Origin of the sequence: Pseudomonas sp. CFBP2511 (genome assembly GCF_030209255.1) — a bacterium.
GTDB lineage: Bacteria > Pseudomonadota > Gammaproteobacteria > Pseudomonadales > Pseudomonadaceae > Aquipseudomonas > Aquipseudomonas avellanae.
Map to the genome: position 1 here is coordinate 101,559 of NZ_JARVSI010000007.1, position 20,168 is coordinate 121,726.

General features: G+C 58.5%; 18 protein-coding genes, 2 tRNA genes and 4 pseudogenes. 15 read left to right on the forward strand and 9 right to left on the reverse strand.

What is annotated here, in order from left to right; all coding sequences use genetic code 11:
* Positions 1–1,401, forward strand: coding sequence for an LLM class flavin-dependent oxidoreductase (locus tag QRN38_RS06775; RefSeq protein ID WP_057417351.1), 1,401 nt, complete (start codon positions 1–3; stop codon positions 1,399–1,401).
* 10 nt (positions 1,402–1,411) lie between these two features.
* Here the strand turns inward: QRN38_RS06775 and QRN38_RS06780 are convergent.
* Together QRN38_RS06780 and QRN38_RS06785 are read right to left on the reverse strand one after the other, a co-directional pair.
* Positions 1,412–1,480 (reverse strand): annotated as a pseudogene (locus tag QRN38_RS06780) (two-component system response regulator BaeR); the annotation flags it as partial.
* A gap of 24 nt (positions 1,481–1,504) precedes the next feature.
* Positions 1,505–1,636, reverse strand: a pseudogene (locus tag QRN38_RS06785) (histidine kinase dimerization/phospho-acceptor domain-containing protein); the annotation flags it as partial.
* Between QRN38_RS06785 and QRN38_RS06790 the strand changes: the two are divergent.
* The 9 genes and pseudogenes from QRN38_RS06790 to QRN38_RS06825 form a co-directional block, all read left to right on the forward strand.
* Positions 1,635–1,904 (forward strand): annotated as a pseudogene (locus tag QRN38_RS06790) (hypothetical protein); the annotation flags it as partial. The pseudogenes QRN38_RS06785 and QRN38_RS06790 overlap by 2 nt on opposite strands.
* A gap of 156 nt (positions 1,905–2,060) precedes the next feature.
* A complete protein-coding gene (locus tag QRN38_RS06795; protein ID WP_057417661.1) occupies positions 2,061–3,791 on the forward strand; it encodes a tannase/feruloyl esterase family alpha/beta hydrolase in 1,731 nt (576 codons plus the stop codon).
* Between the two features lie 202 nt (positions 3,792–3,993).
* Positions 3,994–4,067 (forward strand) — tRNA-Cys (locus QRN38_RS06800).
* Between the two features lie 200 nt (positions 4,068–4,267).
* Positions 4,268–4,906, forward strand: a complete 639-nt coding sequence (locus tag QRN38_RS06805) for a cysteine hydrolase family protein (RefSeq protein WP_024666258.1) — start codon at positions 4,268–4,270, stop codon at positions 4,904–4,906.
* Positions 4,907–5,131: 225 nt separating this feature from the next.
* A complete protein-coding gene (locus QRN38_RS06810) occupies positions 5,132–6,145 on the forward strand; it encodes an isopenicillin N synthase family dioxygenase (protein WP_057417660.1) in 1,014 nt (337 codons plus the stop codon).
* 1 nt (position 6,146) lies between these two features.
* Positions 6,147–6,533 (forward strand): VOC family protein, encoded by a 387-nt coding sequence (locus QRN38_RS06815; RefSeq protein WP_007247155.1) that lies wholly within the window; start codon positions 6,147–6,149, stop codon positions 6,531–6,533.
* Positions 6,534–6,675: 142 nt separating this feature from the next.
* Positions 6,676–7,449, forward strand: coding sequence for a lytic polysaccharide monooxygenase auxiliary activity family 9 protein (locus tag QRN38_RS06820; protein WP_046463410.1), 774 nt, complete (start codon positions 6,676–6,678; stop codon positions 7,447–7,449).
* 362 nt (positions 7,450–7,811) lie between these two features.
* Positions 7,812–7,999 (forward strand): annotated as a pseudogene (locus tag QRN38_RS28200) (hypothetical protein).
* A gap of 396 nt (positions 8,000–8,395) precedes the next feature.
* Positions 8,396–9,031 (forward strand): DUF2625 domain-containing protein, encoded by a 636-nt coding sequence (locus QRN38_RS06825; protein WP_057417658.1) that lies wholly within the window; start codon positions 8,396–8,398, stop codon positions 9,029–9,031.
* Positions 9,032–9,335: 304 nt separating this feature from the next.
* Here the strand turns inward: QRN38_RS06825 and QRN38_RS06830 are convergent.
* From QRN38_RS06830 to QRN38_RS06855, 6 genes are all read right to left on the reverse strand, one after another.
* Positions 9,336–9,421: transfer RNA gene (locus QRN38_RS06830), tRNA-Leu, on the reverse strand.
* A 167-nt stretch (positions 9,422–9,588) separates the two neighbouring features.
* Positions 9,589–10,644: a DNA topoisomerase IB gene (locus QRN38_RS06835; RefSeq protein ID WP_007247147.1), complete on the reverse strand. Its 1,056-nt coding sequence runs from the start codon at positions 10,642–10,644 to the stop codon at positions 9,589–9,591.
* A gap of 88 nt (positions 10,645–10,732) precedes the next feature.
* A complete protein-coding gene (modC, locus tag QRN38_RS06840; RefSeq protein WP_057417657.1) occupies positions 10,733–11,821 on the reverse strand; it encodes a molybdenum ABC transporter ATP-binding protein in 1,089 nt (362 codons plus the stop codon).
* A gap of 3 nt (positions 11,822–11,824) precedes the next feature.
* Complete coding sequence (gene modB / locus QRN38_RS06845) at positions 11,825–12,505, reverse strand: molybdate ABC transporter permease subunit (RefSeq protein WP_057417655.1); 681 nt, start codon at positions 12,503–12,505, stop codon at positions 11,825–11,827.
* Complete coding sequence (gene modA / locus QRN38_RS06850) at positions 12,506–13,273, reverse strand: molybdate ABC transporter substrate-binding protein (protein WP_005764572.1); 768 nt, start codon at positions 13,271–13,273, stop codon at positions 12,506–12,508.
* A 101-nt stretch (positions 13,274–13,374) separates the two neighbouring features.
* On the reverse strand, positions 13,375–14,454 hold the full coding sequence (locus QRN38_RS06855; RefSeq protein ID WP_057417654.1) for an NAD(P)H-dependent flavin oxidoreductase: 1,080 nt from the start codon (positions 14,452–14,454) through the stop codon (positions 13,375–13,377).
* Positions 14,455–14,591: 137 nt separating this feature from the next.
* Between QRN38_RS06855 and acuR the strand changes: the two genes are divergently transcribed.
* Both acuR and acuI read left to right on the forward strand, forming a co-directional pair.
* The gene (gene acuR, locus QRN38_RS06860; protein WP_074843451.1) at positions 14,592–15,227 is read left to right on the forward strand and encodes an acrylate utilization transcriptional regulator AcuR; all 636 of its coding nucleotides are present in this window, start codon (positions 14,592–14,594) and stop codon (positions 15,225–15,227) included.
* 62 nt (positions 15,228–15,289) lie between these two features.
* Positions 15,290–16,273 (forward strand): acrylyl-CoA reductase (NADPH), encoded by a 984-nt coding sequence (acuI, locus tag QRN38_RS06865; protein WP_057417653.1) that lies wholly within the window; start codon positions 15,290–15,292, stop codon positions 16,271–16,273.
* Positions 16,274–16,298: 25 nt separating this feature from the next.
* Here the strand turns inward: acuI and QRN38_RS06870 are convergent, their stop codons facing one another.
* Complete coding sequence (locus QRN38_RS06870) at positions 16,299–16,742, reverse strand: Xre family toxin-antitoxin system antitoxin (RefSeq protein WP_057417366.1); 444 nt, start codon at positions 16,740–16,742, stop codon at positions 16,299–16,301.
* Between the two features lie 217 nt (positions 16,743–16,959).
* On the opposite strand from QRN38_RS06870, the gene QRN38_RS06875 reads away from it, so the two are divergent.
* The 3 genes from QRN38_RS06875 (at position 16,960) to QRN38_RS06885 (ending at position 20,159) form a co-directional block, all read left to right on the forward strand.
* Entirely contained in the window at positions 16,960–17,925 is a 966-nt protein-coding gene (locus QRN38_RS06875) for a site-specific integrase (protein ID WP_003376717.1), read from the forward strand.
* A 349-nt stretch (positions 17,926–18,274) separates the two neighbouring features.
* Positions 18,275–18,667 carry a cupin domain-containing protein gene (locus QRN38_RS06880; protein ID WP_005764558.1) on the forward strand — a complete coding sequence of 131 codons (393 nt, stop codon included), beginning with the start codon at positions 18,275–18,277 and terminating at the stop codon, positions 18,665–18,667.
* A complete protein-coding gene (locus tag QRN38_RS06885) occupies positions 18,660–20,159 on the forward strand; it encodes a methionine--tRNA ligase (RefSeq protein WP_057417652.1) in 1,500 nt (499 codons plus the stop codon). The genes QRN38_RS06880 and QRN38_RS06885 overlap by 8 nt, the downstream gene beginning before the upstream one ends.
* Positions 20,160–20,168 lie beyond the last annotated feature (9 nt).

Genomic DNA, 20,168 nt, shown 5'->3' on the forward strand with positions numbered 1-20,168 from the left:
ATGCCCCGTCAAATACGCCTCAATGCCTTCGACATGAATTGCGTCGGCCATCAGTCGCCTGGCTTATGGGCGCATCCTCGCGACCGCTCGTGGCAGTACAAGGACCTGGAATACTGGACCGATCTGGCGAAGATTCTGGAACGCGGCAAGTTCGACGGCCTGTTCATCGCCGATGTATTGGGCATCTACGATGTTTATCGCGGCAATGGCGAGGCGGCGATTCGTCAGGCCACGCAGGTGCCGGTCAATGACCCGTTGCAGTTGATTCCGCCCATGGCGCTGGTGACCGAGCACCTGGGCTTTGGCCTCACAGCATCGTTGTCGTTCGAGCACCCTTATCCATTTGCCCGACGTCTATCGACGCTGGATCATCTGACCAAAGGCCGCGCCGGCTGGAATATCGTCACGTCGTACCTGGAAAGCGGCGCGAAGAACCTGGGGCAGAAAACCCTGACCGAACACGATGCACGCTATGACTATGCCGAGGAGTATCTGGAGGTTTGTTACAAACTGTGGGAGGGCAGTTGGGAGGACGGCGCGATTCTGCGTGACCGGGAACGCCGCGTGTTCAGCGACCCAAGCAAGATCCACGAGATCGGTCACGTCGGCAAGCATTTTCAGGTGCCCGGCATTCACCTGTGCGAGCCTTCACCGCAACGCACGCCGGTGCTCTATCAGGCGGGCGCTTCAAGCCGGGGCAAGCAGTTTGCTGCCGAGCATGCCGAATGCGTTTTCGTGGCTGCACCTTCCAAAGTCCTGCTGAAAAAGACCGTTGCCGATATCCGTCGTCGCACCGCCGAGGCGGGTCGCGACCCGTCCAAAGTGCTGATTTTCAATTTGCAGACGGTGATCCTTGGCGAGACTGACGCCAAGGCGAAGGCCAAGTTTGAAGAATACAAAAGCTGGGTCAGTTATGAGGGAGCCATGGCGTTGATTTCCGGCTGGACTGGCATCGACTTCAGTCAGTTCAAACCGGACGAGCCGCTGCGGCATGTGCATACCAATGCCATTCAATCGGCGGTCGAGACCTTTTCCACGGCAGACCCCAACACTGTATGGACGCCGCAGGCACTGGCTGACTGGGTCGGCATCGGCGGTTTTGGGCCATTGTTCGTCGGCAGCCCTGAAACAGTGGCCGATCTGCTTCAAGAGTGGGTCGAGGACACTGACGTTGATGGTTTCAACCTGGCCTACGCGCTGACTCATGAAACCTTCATTGATGCGGTCGATTTGTTGGTGCCAGAGCTGCAGAAGCGCGGCGTTTACAAGACCGAATACGCCCAAGGCACCTTGCGCGAGAAGTTGTTTGGCGACGGGCCGCGGCTGGAAACCGGGCATCCGGGGGCTGCTTTCCGCGATTTGGCGGCACTGAACCGCAATCGCCAGACGGAGAGTGCCTGACGGCGCACCGCTTCAGTTTGTACCCCACGCCATAAAGCGACTGAATCGGGTCTTGCCCAGGGCAGGCCTGTTCCAGTTTGCTGAGCATGCCGACTTCGCTTTACAGCGATTTCATCGACGCCCGATCCAGCGTGCGCACGCCATCTTCAATGGCTTGCAGTTCGCCACGCAACACCGACAGCGGCGTGCGCAGTTCATGGGACACGTCGGCCATGAACTCGCGGCGCATCTTCTCGCACACCCGCACGTCTGCCGCGACCTCCACGACCGGGCGCTCATCGATCAGCCACGAATACAGCGCGCAGTTGGGTTTGAGCAGCCACGCGCTGGGCGGCTCGTCCGGCCTGCAAGTGGCTCAGGCACAGACCACGGTGGAATCGGCGCGGGGTGATGTGGCGCAGTATCAAAGCCAGGTGCTTCAGGACTGTAATGCCCTGCGCCTGCTGGTGGGCAGTGACATTCCTGACGCGCGGTTACCGGCTGCCGATGCGCAATCCGTTGCAGGTTCACGCTCTACAAGGTCATGGGCGGCGGCTGGAACCCTTGGCGGTTTTTCTACTAGTCTCTCAAGAAATCAACCACTTGAACGTTTCACCTTTATCGGCAGTGCAGTGATGAGTGGGCGCACTGCCATTGATCCTTCATGAACAGGAGTTCTCATGAAACCAACCCTACCGAGGTACGCGCGCGTCCTGACCCTGCTGGCCGGTTCTGTTCTTTTCCAAATGCCAGTGCAGGCCAAAGCGCTGGCAGCGGATTCCACTGACGCGCTCGCCAGGCTTGCAGTGGTCAAACCCGTCATGGGCTGCGCTGCATTGGCAAGCGTTAACCTCAAAGACATTGGCGGGCAGGGCAGTCGGGTGCTGTCGGCCAGCGAAGCCACGCGTGAGGGCATAGCGGTGTGTATGGTTGAAGGTCGGCTGGCACCGCAGATCGGTTTTCGGCTGGAATTGCCAACCGGCACCTGGGCGCAACGTTACCTGCAAGTCGGTTGCGGTGGGCTGTGTGGCAACATCAACACGACGGTGCGCGTTGCAGAGGGCTGCAAGCCGCTGAACACTGGCGCGTTCGCCGTGGCATCCACCGACATGGGCCATCAGGCGTCGGACGTGACGTTCGGCGATGACCCGCAGAAGCGCGCCGACTTCGCCCACCGCAGCGTGCACCTCACCGCCGTCGCGTCGAAAAAACTGATCGCCGCGTTTTATGGCAAGCACGCCGAATACGCCTACTTCTCGGGCTGTTCCGATGGCGGACGCGAAGCCCTGGTCGCGGCCCAGCGCTACCCGGACGATTTCAACGGCATCATCGCGGGCGCTCCGGCGCTCAACTTTCAGGTGCAGAAAACCCTGTATCACGGCTGGATGGCCCGATCCAATATCGGCCCGGACGGCAAACCGATTCTGCTGGCTTCAAGGCTGCCGCTGCTGCACAAGGCGGTGCTGGCCAAGTGCGACGTGCTGGACGGGCAGATAGACGGCCTGATCGCTGACCCGCGCCTCTGCAACTTCGACCCGGCAAGTGTGCAGTGCACATCGTCCGTCGATACCACCAACTGCCTCACCCAGCAGGAAGTGGCCGTGGTCAAACGTTTCTACGAAGGGCCGAAAGACCCCGACAGCGGCGAGCGCCTGACCGTCGGTGGTCCGCAGCCAGGCTCGGAACTGGCGTGGGCAGGTGTGTTCGTGCCGATAACTGCCGAGCAGACCGTCTACAGCGAAAAGGCGGCATCAGAGGCCATTCGCAACATGGTGTTCGAGAACAACCCCGTAGCGGGGTTCGACCTGAGCACGCTGCGCTTCGACAAAAGCACGTTCGATAAACTGCGCCCGCTGCATCCGCTGTATGACGCCACCAACCCTGACCTTGCGCCCTTTGCCAGCCGTGGCGGCAAACTGATCCTCTGGCATGGCTGGGCCGATCCCAATGTGTCGCCGCTCAATACCCTGGCATATCACGAGGCCGTGGAGGCGAAGTTGGGCAAGGCACGCACCGAGGCGTTTGAACGCTTGTACATGCTGCCCGGCGTTTATCACTGCGGCAGCGGGGAAGGGCCCAGCGTGATCGATTTGCTCACCCCGATGATGGCCTGGGTTGAGAGCGACCACGCACCGGACGCAATCGTCGCCCGACAGGCAAGACCGGGCAAAACCGCGAAGGGCCGGCCACGGACACAACAACCGCTGCCAGACTTTCTGGTCACCGACAACGTGGCCAACCGTGGCCGCACGCGCAAGGTCTTTCCTTACCCCTACATCGCCGAGTACGACCACAAAGGCTATTCGAAAAGCGCCAGCAGCTATCAGCGCTCCGAACCCCTGACCACGGAAAAGACCCCCCAATGGATGGGCTCTGGTTTCTTCCAGCCTTACGCAGCCCGTGAGCGCTAGGCTCAAGCGTCTGCGGCCGGCCCGGTGAATTAATTTCACCCTGTTCTTGACATGGCCTGCGAACCAGTAGAGAATTGCGTCCATTCCTGAACGCGGAATTGAAAAAAACCTTTAAGATTCAATGGGTTAGAAGCCAAGGAAATACTGGTTTCGCATGCAGTTCACCCACGTTTGATGTTGCGGTAAGGCATCCGACGTATGAGGCCGAGTAGCAAAATGGTTATGCAGCGGATTGCAAATCCGCCTACGCCGGTTCGATTCCGACCTCGGCCTCCACTATTCAAAGCCCCGCAGATTAACGTCTGCGGGGTTTTTTATTGGTCGCGGGAAAGTGAGGGATTCCGAAACCTGGCTACCCGGATAGCAACAGCAGTGCGTCGTATTCTTGAAGCACGGGTAATCACACTGTTCACCAACAGCACGATTATTGCTTGGCAAGCCCAACCAGCCTGTCAGGCATAACCGAGGTAAACCCGATGAGCAAGCCCCTTGTGCAATGGCCAATCAACCCGCGCAGAACCGCAGTCATCGTCGTCGACATGCAAAAGGTCTTCTGCGAGCCGCATGGCGCGTTGTACGTCAAAAGCACGGCTGACATCGTCAGGCCTGTCCAGACGCTGCTTTGCGCCGCACGTGCCGCTCAGGTGATGGTGGTCTATCTGCGCCATACAGTACGTGGCGATGGTTCGGATACCGGACGTATGCGCGACCTTTATCCGAATGTGGACCAGATCCTTGCGCGCCACGACCCGGATGTCGAAATCATTGATGCGCTTGCGCCCGAGTCGGGCGATGTGATCATCGATAAGCTGTTTTACAGCGGCTTTCACAATACTGACCTGGACACGGTATTGCGCTCCAGAGACGTCGATACAATCATTATTTGCGGGACGGTAACCAATGTGTGTTGTGAAACCACCATCAGGGATGGCGTGCACCGTGAATACAAGGTTATCGCGCTGAGTGACGCAAACGCGGCGATGGATTACCCGGATGTAGGGTTTGGCGCTGTTTCGGCCGAAGAGGTTCAGCGTATCTCGTTGACAACGATTGCCTACGAGTTTGGCGAGGTCACTACCACGGCGGACGTTATCCGACGTATCGAAGGCGCATAGCGGTAGCGGTGCGAATGTGCGCAGTTATGGCTCGTTTCCGGTGCTTACGCATTTAAACCATGCGCTCTGTTTCAGACCGCTTGATCTGATCACAGCGCATGGTTTGGCTAACTCTCTGTATATCTGGCAGATTTACCCGGTGGCACAGTTTCTGCTCTTGCCTCGCTGACCTTCACCTTGCCGGTGAAACTTTTGCGCGTCGTGTCAGTTAGAGGAATCAGCCGTATGACTCTGCAATATGTGCCCATCATTAACCTGGCCCCTTATTTTTCAGGAGAACCGGACGGCAAGGCAGCCGTGGCGCAGGCAGTCAACCAGGCGTGCAAGGACATCGGGTTTCTGGTGATCACCGAACACCAGATTCCCACAGAATTGATTGAGCGAGTCTCGCGCCTGACCCGACAGTTCTTCGACCTGCCGCTCGCGGAAAAGCGCAAGGTCGACCGGCCCAGTCCGGAAATGGTGCGTGGTTACAGTGCAGTGGCCGAGGAAAGCCTGTCGTATTCTCTCGAAGAAAGTGCGCCGGGCGATCTCAAGGAGTCCTTCTCCATCGGGCCGAGCGATGTACCGAATGAAGACTATTACCATAACGCCGAGGCAGGCCCGCACTTTGCGCCTAACGTCTGGCCGGCCGATGAGCGTGTGCCCGGATTTCAGGAGGCTTATCGAGCGTATTTCGACGCGATGAGCCAGTTGGCCCAGTCATTGATGCGCTTGTTCGCATTGGCACTGGAGCTGGACGAGTGCTTTTTCGACGACAGGATCGATCGCCATATCAGCATGTTCCGCAGCCTCAGCTATCCGGACATCAAGACCGAAGTCGAGGCAGGGCAGTTGCGCGCCAGTGCGCACACTGATTACGGCAGCCTGACCATCGTGCGCCCCGACAATGCGCTGGGTGGTTTGCAGGTGCGCAATCAGCAGGGCGAATGGGTCGATGTGCCCTATGTCGAGAACGGTTTTGTGGTCAATATCGGCGATTTGATGATGCAGTGGACCAACGACCAGTGGATTTCTACTTTGCACCGCGTGGTCAACCCGCCCATGACCAGCGAGCAGGACAACCGTCGGCAATCGCTGGTGTTCTTCCACCAGCCCAACTACGACACCTTGATCGAGTGTCTGCCCGGTTGCCTGTTGCCTGACGCAACGCCTCGCCATGCGCCAGTCACCTCGGGCGATCACTTGTTGGCCAAGTTCGTCAAACAGACGACGTTCGGCGGCAGCAAGGTGGCCTGACATGAGCACACTTTCATACGTTAACGTGTTCGCCCAGGACATCCTCGCCCTGAGTGGTTTCTACTCGAAATTGTTCGGCTTCAGCGAAATAGAAGCGATCAGATCGCCGATTTTTCGTGGGCTGGACACAGGCAAATCCTGCATCGGCTTCAATGCCCTCGATGCCTACGAATTGCTGGGCCTGGATGAGTTCACTGACAGTACCGGATGTCGGTTTCTGCTCAATATCGACGTGGAGGAGCAATCCGACGTAGACAGGCTGGTGCCGCAGGCGGTGGCGCTAGGGGCGAGATTGGTCAAGGAGCCGTATCTGACGTATTACCACTGGTATCAGGCGGTTTTGCTGGATCCTGAGGGCAATATATTCCGGATTAACTTTATGCTTTAAGTGCAGCCTCTGCAGATTAGCTGCGGGGGAAGGGCAGCTGGCAAGCGCCCCCCGTTTCAGGTTTTCACCGGAAAATCTACTGGCTGAACTGCTAGCTATCTCGTTCCTGAAAGCAGGTCTTCACTTGTGCAACAGGCAAGGCATGCCTGATTCAACAATTGAGGATATGGACATGAGTGAATCTGCTAGCGTGCAACCCAGGCACGGTTTGGTGATCGACCCTACATCACGTGGTTCCTACGCCATGAAGAAAAGGCTGTTAATGGAATGGGAAGTGGTCGCCATGGAAGGGGGCAAAAACTTTCCCGACCTGAAAGCGGGTCTTGCACACGACTTTCCTGGCGTTGATGAACCTAAAACGCTCACGCCAGTACCGCCGCAGCTGCCGCCTATTGATCCCCCAGCGGACGGGCTTATATTGAGCGGAGGACAAAAAGACCGGTGGGCATGTGTAAACCTTACTGATGACGGAATTATTGAAGAAATAAAAAACAAGGGTGAGGGTGAGGCTAAGAAGTGGCCTCGCGTGAGTGTAACGCGTGGAGCGGAATTTACAGTTGAATGGCAGTACCATGCCGTGCATGTTACGCGCGGCTACCGTTGGTTTATTACGAAAGACGGCTGGAATGAAACGACACCCATCACCCGAGCGGACTTCGAGGGGAAGAACTATGTCGGTGATAATCACTTCACACTTGGCGCCCACGATGGGCTGATGTGGAGCGATATATTTGACTTGAGTCCTTTCGATAAACATCGGGATGCACTCCACCCGAAAAAAATCACATCAGCAACACTGCCTGACGACAAGCATGGGCATCACGTTATTCTTCTTGCCTGGATCGTTGCCGAAACCGATAAAGCATTTTATCAGGCGTTTGATGTTGATTTTGATATGCCCGAGTCTGAAGAGTGAGGCGACGGGCGTGATGGGTAGGGCGCAAGTGTCCAGCGAGACGTTGCCGATGCTTATTCAGCTAGGCCTGCGCAGATAAGGAGTGGGTGATCAGAAGGCCCGGCCTCAGTGCCGGGCTATTTGGTAGTGGCATCTGCTGATCAAAAAACACTTTTACTGAGTGCTTCAGTATCTGCATGCCTCCCGTTGACAGGCTATCCCGGGTAGACTTTGCTGAAACGTCTTCATGGATTTGGTTTTACGATCCATTTCAATTGAAAGGGTGGCCTTGCATATTTCCGAGAGCGAGAAGGCAGCGTCTTGGGCCCCTGCAGCATGAAAAGGCTTAAACTTACTCACGCTTTTTACGTGGAGTTTCAAGTGTGAATAGGCTTTTAAACGATTCCTTGCCCTTGTTTTTTTTATGCCTCTGATGTTTGCAGGTGCGTGGCTGGGATTCGAGATACCTGGAGTAGATCACGGCACGCGGACAGCATTTTTCGTCAGCTGGATGATCGCGATGGCATTTGTTGTCGATCAAATCTGCAAAAGAATATTCAGGGAGAAGTAAGCAGTCGATCCGGTCCTGCACACCCGCGCATGACATGTGGGTAGGGAAGTGGAAATGACGCTTACAAACCTGAACGTTTTCACGCTTGCTGGTGCCCTCGCATTTGTAACGCCGCCATCGCTCCAGGTGGTTGGCGGCCCGAGTTGTACGGCTGCGATCACGCTGGCGAACAGATATTGACCTGTACCTGTTTGGACCAGGCCGGGCGAGGTGTATTGTGATGTGGTTGCTCCTTGCGTAGCGGGTGGGGCGGGGCTTGGAGTGACGCTGGTTATGCAGTCTATTTGGAAGTCGGCGCCTTGGATGTGCATCGGATTGCCTCGCACGCCTCGCTTCACTGTGAGGGCTGACCTCAGTCACTCTTGACACTACGTTTACTATTTTCATGGATCGGCAATGAAAGAATTGAAAGATCTTGTAGATCATCGGGAACCTGCATTACCTCTGGTTGAGGAAATGCTGGCAGACGCCTCTGTGAATCATCAATTACTGCCTTCGTCCGCCGAAAGCTCGAGAGTTCTCACTCGTCTTCAAGTGACAACCAGATCAACGCTGGGCACCATTGCTTACCACACGGGCGGGCTATTGATTGATCACGGCTGGCTTCGTGTCTTGGGTTCCGGGCATCCGCTATTGCCTCGAAATCTCGCTGACTGGAACGAAGGTCGCGCAGACGGTTGCTTGCTTGTCGCCGACGATGTCGTCGGCGGGTTTTTTGCTATCAATGGCGGTGGCTTGGGTGATGATGTTGGAGAAATGTACTACTGGGCGCCAGATACTTTGAAGTGGGAACAGCTGGAAATTGGCTATACGGACTTTCTAAGCTGGGCCTTGAGTGACCGAATCGCTCTTTTCTACGACGGATTGCGATGGGAGGGCTGGCGTAGCGACTTGGAGGCGCTCGGCTCAGACCAATGCTTCTCATTCTTTCCGTATCTTTGGACACAGGAAGGCTCAATCGAGAGAAGCAGCCGGGCAATGATTGATGTCATCGAGCAGTTTGAAATGAACGTCGATCTGTATCGTCAGTAAACTGTCGTATTCAACTAGACAAATAATATTCTGCGCTGCGGTCATCAAGCTTATTGCGTGGTTGACCCTTCTACATCACTGGCGTCTGTTCGAGATCAAGGTCGATGGCGTATTTGACGTGCGCAGAGTGACCCCAGCTGATATGAGGGCATTCAGTGGTCGAGTGCTTCAAATCTGGAGGTGTCGCCGGTGGGCTTAAGGTGGCAGGAGGATTGAAACAAGAGTTGCGGACCACGAAAGTTTTTGCGGACCCAAAAAAAAGGGCCTAGTGGGCAATATGCCCCGTAAGCCCTTGATCTATAAGTGGTGCCCCGAGCCGGGGTCGAACCGGCACGTCCAAAGGACGAGGGATTTTAAGTCCCTTGCGTCTACCAATTTCGCCATCGGGGCGGTAGCGCCAAGAGCAGGGAATATATACACCCGGCCCCCATGAAGCAAGCGTGAAAACGACTCAAATGGCACAAGGTGCCGCTTTCCTGCCTGTCAGAAATGCTTGGCAAATCATGAGGCTACGAAATGTTGCCGCAGCTCACGCTGGCTCGGCGGGTTCAGACGGCTCACGCTTTGCTTTCTTTCACCACGGCTTCGACCTTGTCGGCAAGAATTCGCAGGTAACTGGCCAGCGCGACTTCTTCCAGGCGCAAGCCTTTGCGCTGCCTTGAGCGGGGAAGTTTGGCCAGGTTGCCGAGCAGGAAGCCTTCCAGCACCGCTGGATGGATGTAGCATTTGCGGCAGATGGCCGGGGTATTGCCCAGTTGTTTGGAAACGGCCTTTACCATGTCGACGATGTGCCGCTTGGCGTCGGCTTCCGGCTCCCAATGCAGCTTTTGCAGGGTGGCGAGTGCGAGTGCGCTGGCGGCCCAGGTTCGGTAGTCCTTGGCGGTGAAGTCCGAGCCGGTGAGGCTTTGCAGGTAGGCGTTGATGTCGGAGGAGGTCACGGCATGGCGCACGCCGTCGTCGTCCAGATACTGGAACAGGTTCTGCCCCGGCAGTTCCATGCAGCGCTTGATGACACCGGCCAGGCGCCGGTCTTTGACGCTGACCTTGTGTTCGACGCCGCTTTTACCGCGGAACTCGAAGAGAATCTGACCGCCTTTGACCTCCACATGCTTGTTGCGCAGGGTGGTCAGGCCGTAAGAGCGGTTTTCCTTGGCGTACTGGCTGTTACCGATGCGGATCAGTGTCGCGTCGAGCAGTGAAATAACCGTCGCCATGACCTTTTCCCGACCCATGCCCGGCTGCGCGAGCTGCGCTTCGATCTGTTTGCGCACCTTGGGCAGTGCGTGACCGAACTCGATCAGGCGCGAGTATTTGTCCTGATCACGAATCTCGCGCCAGCGTGGGTGGTAGCGATACTGTTTGCGACCACGAGCGTCGCGCCCAGTGGCCTGCAGATGACCCATCGGGTCGGCGCAGATCCACACATCGGTGTAGGCGGGTGGAACTGCCAGTGCGTTGATGCGCTTGATCTCCGACTCGTCCTTGATGCGCTTGCCCTGGGTGTCGAAGTAGGCAAATTTTTCGCGCAGTATCTTGCGGGTCAGGCCCGGTTGAGTGTCGTCTACGTAATGCAGGTCACTGGCGGGCGGGCTGATGGCAGTCGAGTCAGGCATGGCTGATTTCCAGAGGCAGTTAAAAACACTGACCTCGGCATTTTCCTGAGGTGCCGTTTATTTGTTGCCTGACTGGTTTTTTGGAGTGTTATGCCAGCACCGCGACCGCCTTGATCTGCGCCCACAGTGTCTGGCCTCTGTGCAGGTTTAACTGGTCGCTGGAATAGCGGGTGATACGAGCCAGCAAAGGCGTGCCACCCGCATTGAGCTTCACCAGCACATGGGCGAGGTTGTCGGCAAGCGCTTCTTCCACCACGGTGACCGGCAGCCGGTTGAGGATGCTGCTGTGATCATCAGGTTGCAGGTTCAGGCTGACGTCCCGGGCCTGAACCTTGACGCGGAGCAGGGTGCCGATCTGCAATTCGGCGTGTGCGACGCGCATGCACAGGTTGCTGCCCGGCAGGGTGACGGTCAGCAGTTGATAATGATGGTCGTAGGCGCTGACCGTGCCTTCGATGACCACGCCGGCATCATTGCCCATGGCCAGCGGCAGGTCCAGGCGCGCCAGTGTTTCGCGGATCGGGCCGCTGGCCAGCACCTTGCCGGCCTCAAGCAACACCAGATGGTCGGCCAGCCGCGCCACCTCGTCCTGAGCGTGGCTGACATACAGCATGGGGATGTCCAGCTCGCGGTGCAGGCGTTCCAGATAGGGCAGGATTTCACCCTTTCGTTTAGTGTCCAGCGCCGCCAGCGGCTCATCGAGCAGCATCAGGCGTGGGCTGGTCAGCAAGGCCCGTGCGATGCCGACGCGTTGGCGCTCACCTCCGGACAGCTTGTCAGGGCGACGTTCCAGCAAGTGATCGATGCCGAGTAACTCGGTCGCCTGCTGCAACTCGATACGGCGTTGCGGGCGCGGAATGCGTTTCAGGCCGAATTCCAGGTTGGCGCGCACCGACAAGTGGTCAAACAGGCTGGCTTCCTGAAAGACATAGCCGATTGCGCGCTTGTGCGGGGCCAGAAAGACTCCGTTTTCGCTGTCCTGCCAGACTTCGTCATGAACACGAATAAAACCCTGTTCGGCTTTTTCCAGCCCGGCGATGCAACGCAGGCAGGTGGTCTTGCCCGAACCGGACGGGCCGAACAGTGCCGTGATGCCCGCGCCGGGCAGCGCCAGGTCGGTACTCACCGTAAACTCCGGGTAGGTCATCTGCAGGCGGACTTCTATCGGCGATACCATGAATCAGCCCCAACCCGTTTTGGATTTGCCGCTGGAATAAAGCGCCAACAGCACCAGAAAGGAAAACACCAGCATCGCGCCGGCCAGCCAGTGCGCTTGCAGGTACTCCATGGACTCGACGTGATCGAAGATCTGAACCGACACCACGCGGGTCTTTTCAGGAATGTTGCCGCCGATCATCAGCACCACGCCGAACTCGCCGACCGTGTGAGCAAAGCCCAGAATTGCCCCGGTGATAAAGCCGGGCTTTGCCAGCGGCAGAATCACATGACAGAACGTATCCCAAGGCCCTGCCCGCAAGGTGGCGGCGACTTCCAGCGGGCGACTACCGATGGCTGCAAAGGCATTCTGCAACGGCTGCACCACGAACGGCATAGAGTACAGCACCGAGCCAATGACCAGCCCGGTAAAGCTGAACGTCAGCGTGCCCAGCCCCAGGCTTTGGGTCAGTTGCCCCACCGCACCGTTAGGCCCGAGCAGTAGCAGCAGATAAAAACCGATGACGGTCGGTGGCAGCACCAGGGGCAGGGCGACGACCGCGCCAATCGGCCCCTTGAGCCACGAATTGGTGCGCGCCAGCCACAGCGCGATGGGCGTGCCGATGATCAGCAGGATGACGGTGGTCAGCGACGCCAGCTTCAGCGTCAGCCAGATCGCCGCAATATCGGCACTCCCCAGCGGCATTTACAGCTGGTATCCGAAGGATTTGATGATCGCTGCGGCTTTCGGGCCTTTCAGGTATTCGACCAGCGCCTTGGCGGCGGCATTGTCCTTGCCTTTGGTGAGGATTACGGCGTCCTGCTTGATCGGGTCATGCAACGAGTCGGGTACGATCCACGCCGAGCCGCTGGTCAGCTTGCCGTCCTTGTAGATCTGCGACAGGGCGACAAAGCCCAGTTCTGCATTGCCGGTGGAAACAAATTGATAAGCCTGGGTGATGCTCTGCCCTTCGACGATCTTTGCCTTGGTCGTGTCAGTCAGGCCCAGCTTGCTCAGCACCTGAGTCGCCGCAAGGCCGTAAGGTGCAGCTTTTGGGTTGGCGATCGACAGGTGCTGATACTGATTGGCCTTGAGCACCTCGCCCTTGCTGTCGACGTAACCTTCTTTGGCCGACCACAGCGCCAGTGTGCCGATGGCGTAGGTGAAGCGCGAGCCCTTCACAGTGTCGCCTTCCTGCTCAAGCTTCGCCGGGGTGGTGTCGTCGGCCGACAGGAACACCTCGAACGGCGCGCCATTCTTGATCTGGGTGTAGAACTGGCCGGTAGCACCAAACGCTGCGACCAGCTTGTGCCCGGTGTCTTTCTCGAAATCGGTGGCAATCGCCTGGATCGGCGCGGTGAAGTTGGCCGCAACCGCGACCTGCACCTCATCAGCGCTGGCGTAGGCGGCGCCGGACATGGCCAGCGCCAGTGTAGAAAACTTGAGGGCGGCGCGCAGCGTGATCGTTCGCATGAAACAGCTCCTGAGTGATGAAGACGCACGCCGTCGGAATAAAGGCGTTTCGCTATATATTTAAATATATAGCGATAGCCAGCTTTTCTGAAAGCGTTGTTTCACAGTGGCGAAAGAATTTTCAGCGCATTTTCAGCCAGTTGCCGCGTCAGCTCAGTGGCATCCAGTTGATGCTTGATGCCGACCGCCTGGCCTGCCCACAGACTTGTGAAGTCGCTGCTGTGTTGTTTTTCCGCGATAGCGCGCAATGGCATCAGTGCGCCGCCTGCCAGTGGAAAGGCCGGGGCGAGGGCGCTGATCGGGCCTGCTTCACGCATGATCCGGTTAACGATGCCGCGCGCCGGACGACCGGTGAACAGGTTGGTCAGCGCCGTCTGGCTGTCTGTGGCATCGAGCAAGGCCTGACGATGCAGTGCGCTGACGCTGGCTTGCGGGCAGAACAGATAGGCCGTGCCGACCTGAACCGCCGAGGCGCCCAGCACGAACGCGGCTGCAACCCCGCGCCCATCAGCGATGCCGCCCGCCGCAATGACCGGGATCTTCACGGCATCGGCGATCTGCGGCACCAGCGCAAAGGTGCCGACCTGGGTGTGCAGTTGATCACTGAGAAACAGCCCACGATGGCCGCCCGCTTCGTAGCCCATCGCTATCACCGCATCGCAACCGTGCTGCTCCAGCCAGACGGCTTCTTCGACCGTGGTTGCGGAAGAGATGATTTTCGCGCCGGTGGCCCTGACACGTTCCAGTAATGCTTGCTCTGGCAGGCCGAAGTGAAAACTCACCACCTCAGGCTTCAGGCGCTCGACCAGTGCGCAGGTGGCGCTGTCGAAAGGTGCTCGGTTGGAGACCGGCGTCGGCGCATCGAAGTCAGCCCCCAGCTCTTCGTAATAAGGCTTGAGCGCCTGCTTCCAGCGTTCAGCGCGATCAGCATTGTATTCTGGGGGTGTGTGGCAGAAAAAATTCAGATTGAGCGGGGCGCTTCCGGCGTGCTGTCGAAAAATCGTGACTTGCTCGTTGATTTGATCGAGCGTCAGCAGGGCGCAGGGCAGTGACGCCAGGCCTCCTGCTTTTGCTACAGCAATGGCCATCGGCGAACTGCTGGCGCCAGCCATGGGCGCCTGCAGAACAGGCAGTTCGATGTCGAACAGTTCAAGAATACGAGTATCAGGCCATTGGCTCATGTGTTCTCCGTTTCCCAAGTAATCAGGTAGTGGTCATTGAGCGTGAGACGCCCGTGAATGGCAACCGGCATTGCCGACAAAAGGTCAGGCTCGCGTAGCTTGGTTGACATAAGAAACGATCGGTCTAATATCCCCGCATGACTCAATTACCCATGAAAGCCAGACGCCCAGGCCGGCCACCGAAAGTGGACCGCGACAACCTCGAAACCCGCGAGGTACTGCTACGTCGCGGTCTGGAGGTGCTGACCGAGCAAAGCTTTTCGGCCACCGGGCTGGATTACATTCTCAAGGAAGTCGGCATTCCCAAAGGGTCGTTCTATCACTATTTCCCCAGCAAAGAGGCCTTTGGCCGGGCAGTGCTGGAAGAATATTCGCGTTATTTCGCCCAACGCCTGGACCGCTGGCTGCTGGACGAAGCGCTGTCGCCACTGGAACGGCTGGTCGGTTTCGTTCAGAGCGCCAAGCACGGCATGGCCCGACACGACTATCGGCGCGGGTGCATGGTCGGCAATCTGGGTCAGGAAGTCGGCCTGTTGCCGGAAGGGTTTCGCGACACGCTGGAACAGATTTTCCTCGATTGGCAGTCGAAACTGGCCGCTTGCCTGAGCGCTGCACAAGCCTGTGGCGAATTGTCCAGGCGCGCTGACTGCAACGAATTGGCGGCTTTTTTCTGGATCGGCTGGGAAGGAGCGGTGCTTCGCGCGCGGCTGGTCAAAAGTGACAATCCATTGAACACCTTTATTGCCGGCTATCTTCGTGGCTTGCCGCAATGATTTCTCAGGCCCGCTTCTTCTCAGGGGTATTTAAAGACGATCAGTCTAAATTGGAGGTGCGCATGTTCAAGGGCATTTTGATCGACAAGAATGAAGCCGGTTACAACGTCAAGCTGACCGATATCGACGAAGCGCAATTGCCGCCAGGTGACGTGACGGTAAACGTGTCGCACAGCACGCTCAACTATAAGGACGCGCTGGCGATCACCGGTCAAAGCCCGATTGTGCGCAGCTTTCCAATGGTGCCGGGCATTGACCTGGCGGGTACGGTCCAAGCCAGCGATACGCCTGAATTCAAGGCGGGCGACACGGTGCTGCTCAATGGCTGGGGCGTGGGCGAAGGCCATTGGGGCGGCCTGGCGCAAAAAGCTCGTTTGAAAAGCGAATGGCTGATCCCCTTGCCGCAAGCCTTCACGCCTGCGCAGGCAATGGCCATAGGCACGGCAGGCTATACGGCCATGCTCAGCGTGATTGCCCTGGAAAAACACGGCGTGACGCCGGAACACGGCGACGTGCTGGTGACCGGCGCCAATGGCGGCGTCGGCAGCTTTGCCATTGCAATTCTTGCCAGGCTGGGTTACCGGGTGATCGCCTCAACCGGGCGCGTGGCGCAAAGCGAGTACCTGCACACGCTTGGCGCGGCGCAGATTATCGATCGTCAAACCTTGTCGCAACCGGGGCGGCCGTTGGCCAGGGAGCAATGGGCGGCGGCGATTGACTCGGTGGGCAGCCACACCCTGGCCAATGTGTGCGCCGGGATTCGCTATCGCGGCGTGGTGGCGGCCTGTGGCCTGGCGCAGGGCATGGAGTTTCCGGGCTCGGTGGCGCCCTTCATTTTGCGTGGCGTCACGCTGGCCGGCATCGACAGCGTGACACGCCCTCGTGCTGACCGGCTTGAAGCCTGGTCCAGGCTTGCGAATGATCTGGACCTGTCGCTGCTGCCGCTGATCAGCCGGGAGGTCGGCCTGAGTGAGGTGATCGACATCGCCCCGCAACTGATCGCAGGTCAGGTTCGCGGTCGGGTGGTGGTGGACACCGCACGCTGAGTCAGCTCGTCACTATTGTTACCGTTCAGGCTCGCACGCAGGCTTCAAGCGCCTGCTGCACCTGAGCGCTGCCAATTCCGGTGTCGCATAAGTGCAACGGCGTGTGACCACCCAGTGCCGTATTGCGGGTGATCAGCCATTTGCCAGCGCGCTCGGGTGTTTCAAACACGCGCATGGCGTGACTGGCAATCATCGCGACGCGATCCAGACGCTCCGAGGCCACCAGACTCAACGGCTGCTGCTGACGCTGTCGGCGTTCCAGCGTTGACATCGAGGCGTTAAACAACGCTTCCATTTGCTGCGGGCAAAGGCTGAGCGCGTCGCGTACGGCGCGTATCCAGCCGGGCGCAAAACCAGCCCGGATGTTCGCCAGTCGCTCGGCTTCGCAGCGCTGGCTGACCTGATGGGCCAACAGCCAGAAACCGGCAGCCGCTTTACGACGTGCAATGGATTGGGTCGCCAGGGTCAAGGTACGTGCTCACTGTCGGTGTGGGAAAGACGCCCAACGCTATCTCAGGCTGGGCTTCGTTCAAGCGGCAAGGTGTTACCGAGGATTGCCCGTTGCGCTGAGCGGAGAGTGCCGGGCCAAAGCCCCCGTGCTAAAGTCAGCCGCCTGACACGAATCACGAACAAAGAGCGCAGGGGCTATTCTCCACGCACTTGCACCCGAAAAGGCGTCGCTGCACATGCCGCAAGACCCGCACACCGACCAGACTGCACGCGTCATCAGCCAGCCTTCGTTGCCGGACGTCAACAAGCCGTTGCGGCTATACCTCGACCGTCTTGCCCCTTCAAGCCGCCTGACCATGACCTACGTGCTACAGGATGCGGCTGACCGGCTGGGCATGGCTGACGTGGATATTCATGACATCCCCTGGCACACATTGCAGCCCGGCCATGTCACTGCGCTGGTGGCCACGCTGCGCGAAGATGATTACGCACCCAACACTACCTCGTTGTACGTGAATGCCATTCGCGGCGTGATGAACGAAGCCTGGCGGCACGACCTGATCAGCCACGATCAATTGTTGAAGATCCGCTCGATCAAACCGGTCAGCGGCACGCGACTGGCCAAGGGCCGCAACATCCGCCGCACGCTGATTCGTGAACTGATGGAAGCCTGTGCAGCAGACCCCAGGCCGCAAGGGCGGCGTGATGCCGCAATCATCGCCATCCTGTACGGGTCGGGAATGCGCAAATCCGAGTCGGTCAATCTGGACCTGGCCCAGATCGATTTTGCCGAACGCAGCCTGCGGGTCATGGGCAAGGGCAACAAGCAGTTGATCAAATACGCACCCGAATGGGCGTTCAAGGCGTTGAACGACTGGCTGGAACTGCGCCGTTCGTGCCTCCAGCCGGGGCAGGGCGATGACCTGTTTCTGTTCAACCGTATTCGACGCGGCAGCCACATCACCCGCGACAGAATCACCAAACACGCCATTTACTTCATCGCCAAACAGCGTGGGCGGCAGGTTGGCGTGGACATCATGCCGCACGATTTCCGCCGTTCGTTTATCACCCGGGTAATCGAAGAGTTCGATTTGTCGATTGCCCAGAAACTGGCCCATCACACGCATATCTCGACCACCGCCAGCTACGACATGCGCAGTGAGAACGAGCGCCGTAATGTGGTGGACGGCTTCGATCTTTAAAGGGTTATGAAAACGCAAAAAAAAGCCACCGCACGCAATGTGAGATGGCTTAAAGATCTAACCAAAGGAGTGATGAAGCAGAGCAGTCATTCACTGACCTCGTGACGCGGATTCGCGAGGCCGGGAGATATGTTCGATTCATCGCCGACGAAGGTAACACCGCAGCCCTCGATTCAATTATCAGCGTTATCGATACCAGTCATTGGCAAAAAAGATAGGTCGGCGTACCGCCTGGCGCCACAGCCATCCAGAAATTCGATGACTCACCCCCGAGCTATCCGGCAATCGGATAGCCAACATCCGGCAACAATTTCATGCTTTACCGCACTTGAAACGTACGGGACTGAGCATGGAAAAGTTCGATATACACCGTAAAACCCCATTCGACGCCCTTGTACATGAGTACGGGCTCGACGGCAGCCGTCTGCTGCCGTGGGAAGGTTATCCGATGCCGTTCGCCGGTGGCTGGTGCGTGGTCCGCCCCGGCACAAGCAGCACGGCGCACACCCAGATCGACCAAGAGATTTTCATTGCCATCAAGGGCAATGCGCGGCTGGTGGTGGGTGACAGACAGATGGATTTTGCGGTGGGCGACATTGCCGCCATTCCGAAACACACCGATCACTACGTCATCAATGATTCCACCGAGGACTTCCACTTCTACGTGGTGTGGTGGGACATGAACCACGTCAACGCCTTCGTCGCGCAGCACAGCGAAACCACGGGGTGCCTTGATGAGTAAGTTCATCGTGACCATCACGCCGCCGACCCCCAACGGTGACCTGCACATCGGCCATATTGCCGGCCCGTTTCTGGCCGCCGATGTGTTCACCCGTGTGCAGCGCCAACGCGGTCACGACTGCGTGCTGGTCTCCTATTCCGACGATTACCAGTCCTACATGTTGCGCAAGGGGCTGGAGCAGGGCGTCGATCCGGTGGTGCTGGCCCATCGCAACTCGGATCGCATCGAAGCCTCGCTGGCGGCGATCAATATCAAGCCTGACAACTGGATGCGTCCGCACAATAACCCTTGGTTCGCCGAAGCGGTGGGCGAAGTGTTCACGGCGTTGCGCGACGCCGGGGCGATCGAGTTTCGCGACTCCAGCGAGCCTTATTGCCCTGATTGTGCTGTCTGGGGTTACGAGGCGTTTGCCCGTGGCCAGTGCAACTATTGTGGCGCGGAGTCGGATGCCAGCCAGTGCGAGAACTGCGCCCAGGCCCCCGACGCAGAACTAATGAGCGGCTTGCACTGCAAGCTCTGCCAGCAGCCGTCGCAGTGGAAAACCGCGCACCGGGCGTTTCTCAAACTGGCTGATTTCAAGCCGCAACTGGGTAATCGCCTGATCGGTCAGGCGTGGCGCAAGCCCCTCGACAGCTGGTTGCGCGACACGCTGGAGCACCTGCACGACTGGGGCGTGACGCGCCCGGGTGACGGCGGGCTCGACTTGCAAGCCGACGGCGCGTGTCGGGTGCATACCTGGTTCATGGGGCTGGCCGGCTACATGGCTGCGTTTCGTGAGTACGCCGACAGCATCGGCCGCCCCGAGCTGTTTGGTCAGTACTGGCAGTCGGGGCAGGGCACGCTGGTGCACTTTCTCGGTTTTGACTGCGTGTTCAGCCACGCCATCGTCTACCCGGCGCAATTGTCGGTGCTGCAGGGCATCAAGGTCCGCCAGCGCTTCGTGCCCAATCAGTTCCTCAAACTTGATGGCCTGAATCTGTCGACCAGCCGCAACCATGCGATTTGGGTTGGCGATCTGGCCCGTCAGGCCTGCGCCGACAGCGCGCGCCTGTACCTGGCGAGCATTGCGCCTGAGGACAGCGAGGGCGATTTTCGAATGACGCATTTCTTTGAATGGCGGGAAGAGCTGTTCAATGGCTTTTTCCCCGCCTTGCTGGAGGCCGCAAAAAGTCGCGACGACAGTGGATGGAGGGGTGTCTGCGGGACGGATGCCGGTTTGCTGGAAGCCTTGCGCCTGCAATGGACCCGCGCCGCAGAGCCTGCGCAGTTCTCCATGAAAGGCTTGGCTCGTGTTCTGCTGGATGCGATTGCCATCACCCGCGCTCGTTTGGCCGAGGGCCGCCCTGTCAGTCACCTGGCGGCGTTCATCGCGGTGGCCGGCAAAGCGCTGATTCCGGATATGTCAGCGCAGCTCATCACCGCATTCGGGCTGCCCGAAGCCCGGGTCAACGCCACGCTCATGAACGGCTCGGCCGCTGAATACTCCATCTGAACGGATGCA

Coding starts and splice junctions, on each gene's coding strand:
- QRN38_RS06810 (WP_057417660.1), top strand. CDS start 5,132: ATGACTCTGCAATATGTGCCCATCATTAACCTGGCCCCTTATTTTTCA.
- modA (WP_005764572.1), bottom strand. CDS start 13,273: ATGCGAACGATCACGCTGCGCGCCGCCCTCAAGTTTTCTACACTGGCG.
- modC (WP_057417657.1), bottom strand. CDS start 11,821: ATGGTATCGCCGATAGAAGTCCGCCTGCAGATGACCTACCCGGAGTTT.
- QRN38_RS06835 (WP_007247147.1), bottom strand. CDS start 10,644: ATGCCTGACTCGACTGCCATCAGCCCGCCCGCCAGTGACCTGCATTAC.
- QRN38_RS06825 (WP_057417658.1), top strand. CDS start 8,396: ATGAAAGAATTGAAAGATCTTGTAGATCATCGGGAACCTGCATTACCT.
- QRN38_RS06815 (WP_007247155.1), top strand. CDS start 6,147: ATGAGCACACTTTCATACGTTAACGTGTTCGCCCAGGACATCCTCGCC.
- QRN38_RS06820 (WP_046463410.1), top strand. CDS start 6,676: ATGCCTGATTCAACAATTGAGGATATGGACATGAGTGAATCTGCTAGC.
- QRN38_RS06855 (WP_057417654.1), bottom strand. CDS start 14,454: ATGAGCCAATGGCCTGATACTCGTATTCTTGAACTGTTCGACATCGAA.
- QRN38_RS06805 (WP_024666258.1), top strand. CDS start 4,268: ATGAGCAAGCCCCTTGTGCAATGGCCAATCAACCCGCGCAGAACCGCA.
- QRN38_RS06885 (WP_057417652.1), top strand. CDS start 18,660: ATGAGTAAGTTCATCGTGACCATCACGCCGCCGACCCCCAACGGTGAC.
- QRN38_RS06775 (WP_057417351.1), top strand. CDS start 1: ATGCCCCGTCAAATACGCCTCAATGCCTTCGACATGAATTGCGTCGGC.
- modB (WP_057417655.1), bottom strand. CDS start 12,505: ATGCCGCTGGGGAGTGCCGATATTGCGGCGATCTGGCTGACGCTGAAG.
- acuR (WP_074843451.1), top strand. CDS start 14,592: ATGACTCAATTACCCATGAAAGCCAGACGCCCAGGCCGGCCACCGAAA.
- QRN38_RS06880 (WP_005764558.1), top strand. CDS start 18,275: ATGGAAAAGTTCGATATACACCGTAAAACCCCATTCGACGCCCTTGTA.
- QRN38_RS06795 (WP_057417661.1), top strand. CDS start 2,061: ATGAAACCAACCCTACCGAGGTACGCGCGCGTCCTGACCCTGCTGGCC.
- QRN38_RS06875 (WP_003376717.1), top strand. CDS start 16,960: ATGCCGCAAGACCCGCACACCGACCAGACTGCACGCGTCATCAGCCAG.
- acuI (WP_057417653.1), top strand. CDS start 15,290: ATGTTCAAGGGCATTTTGATCGACAAGAATGAAGCCGGTTACAACGTC.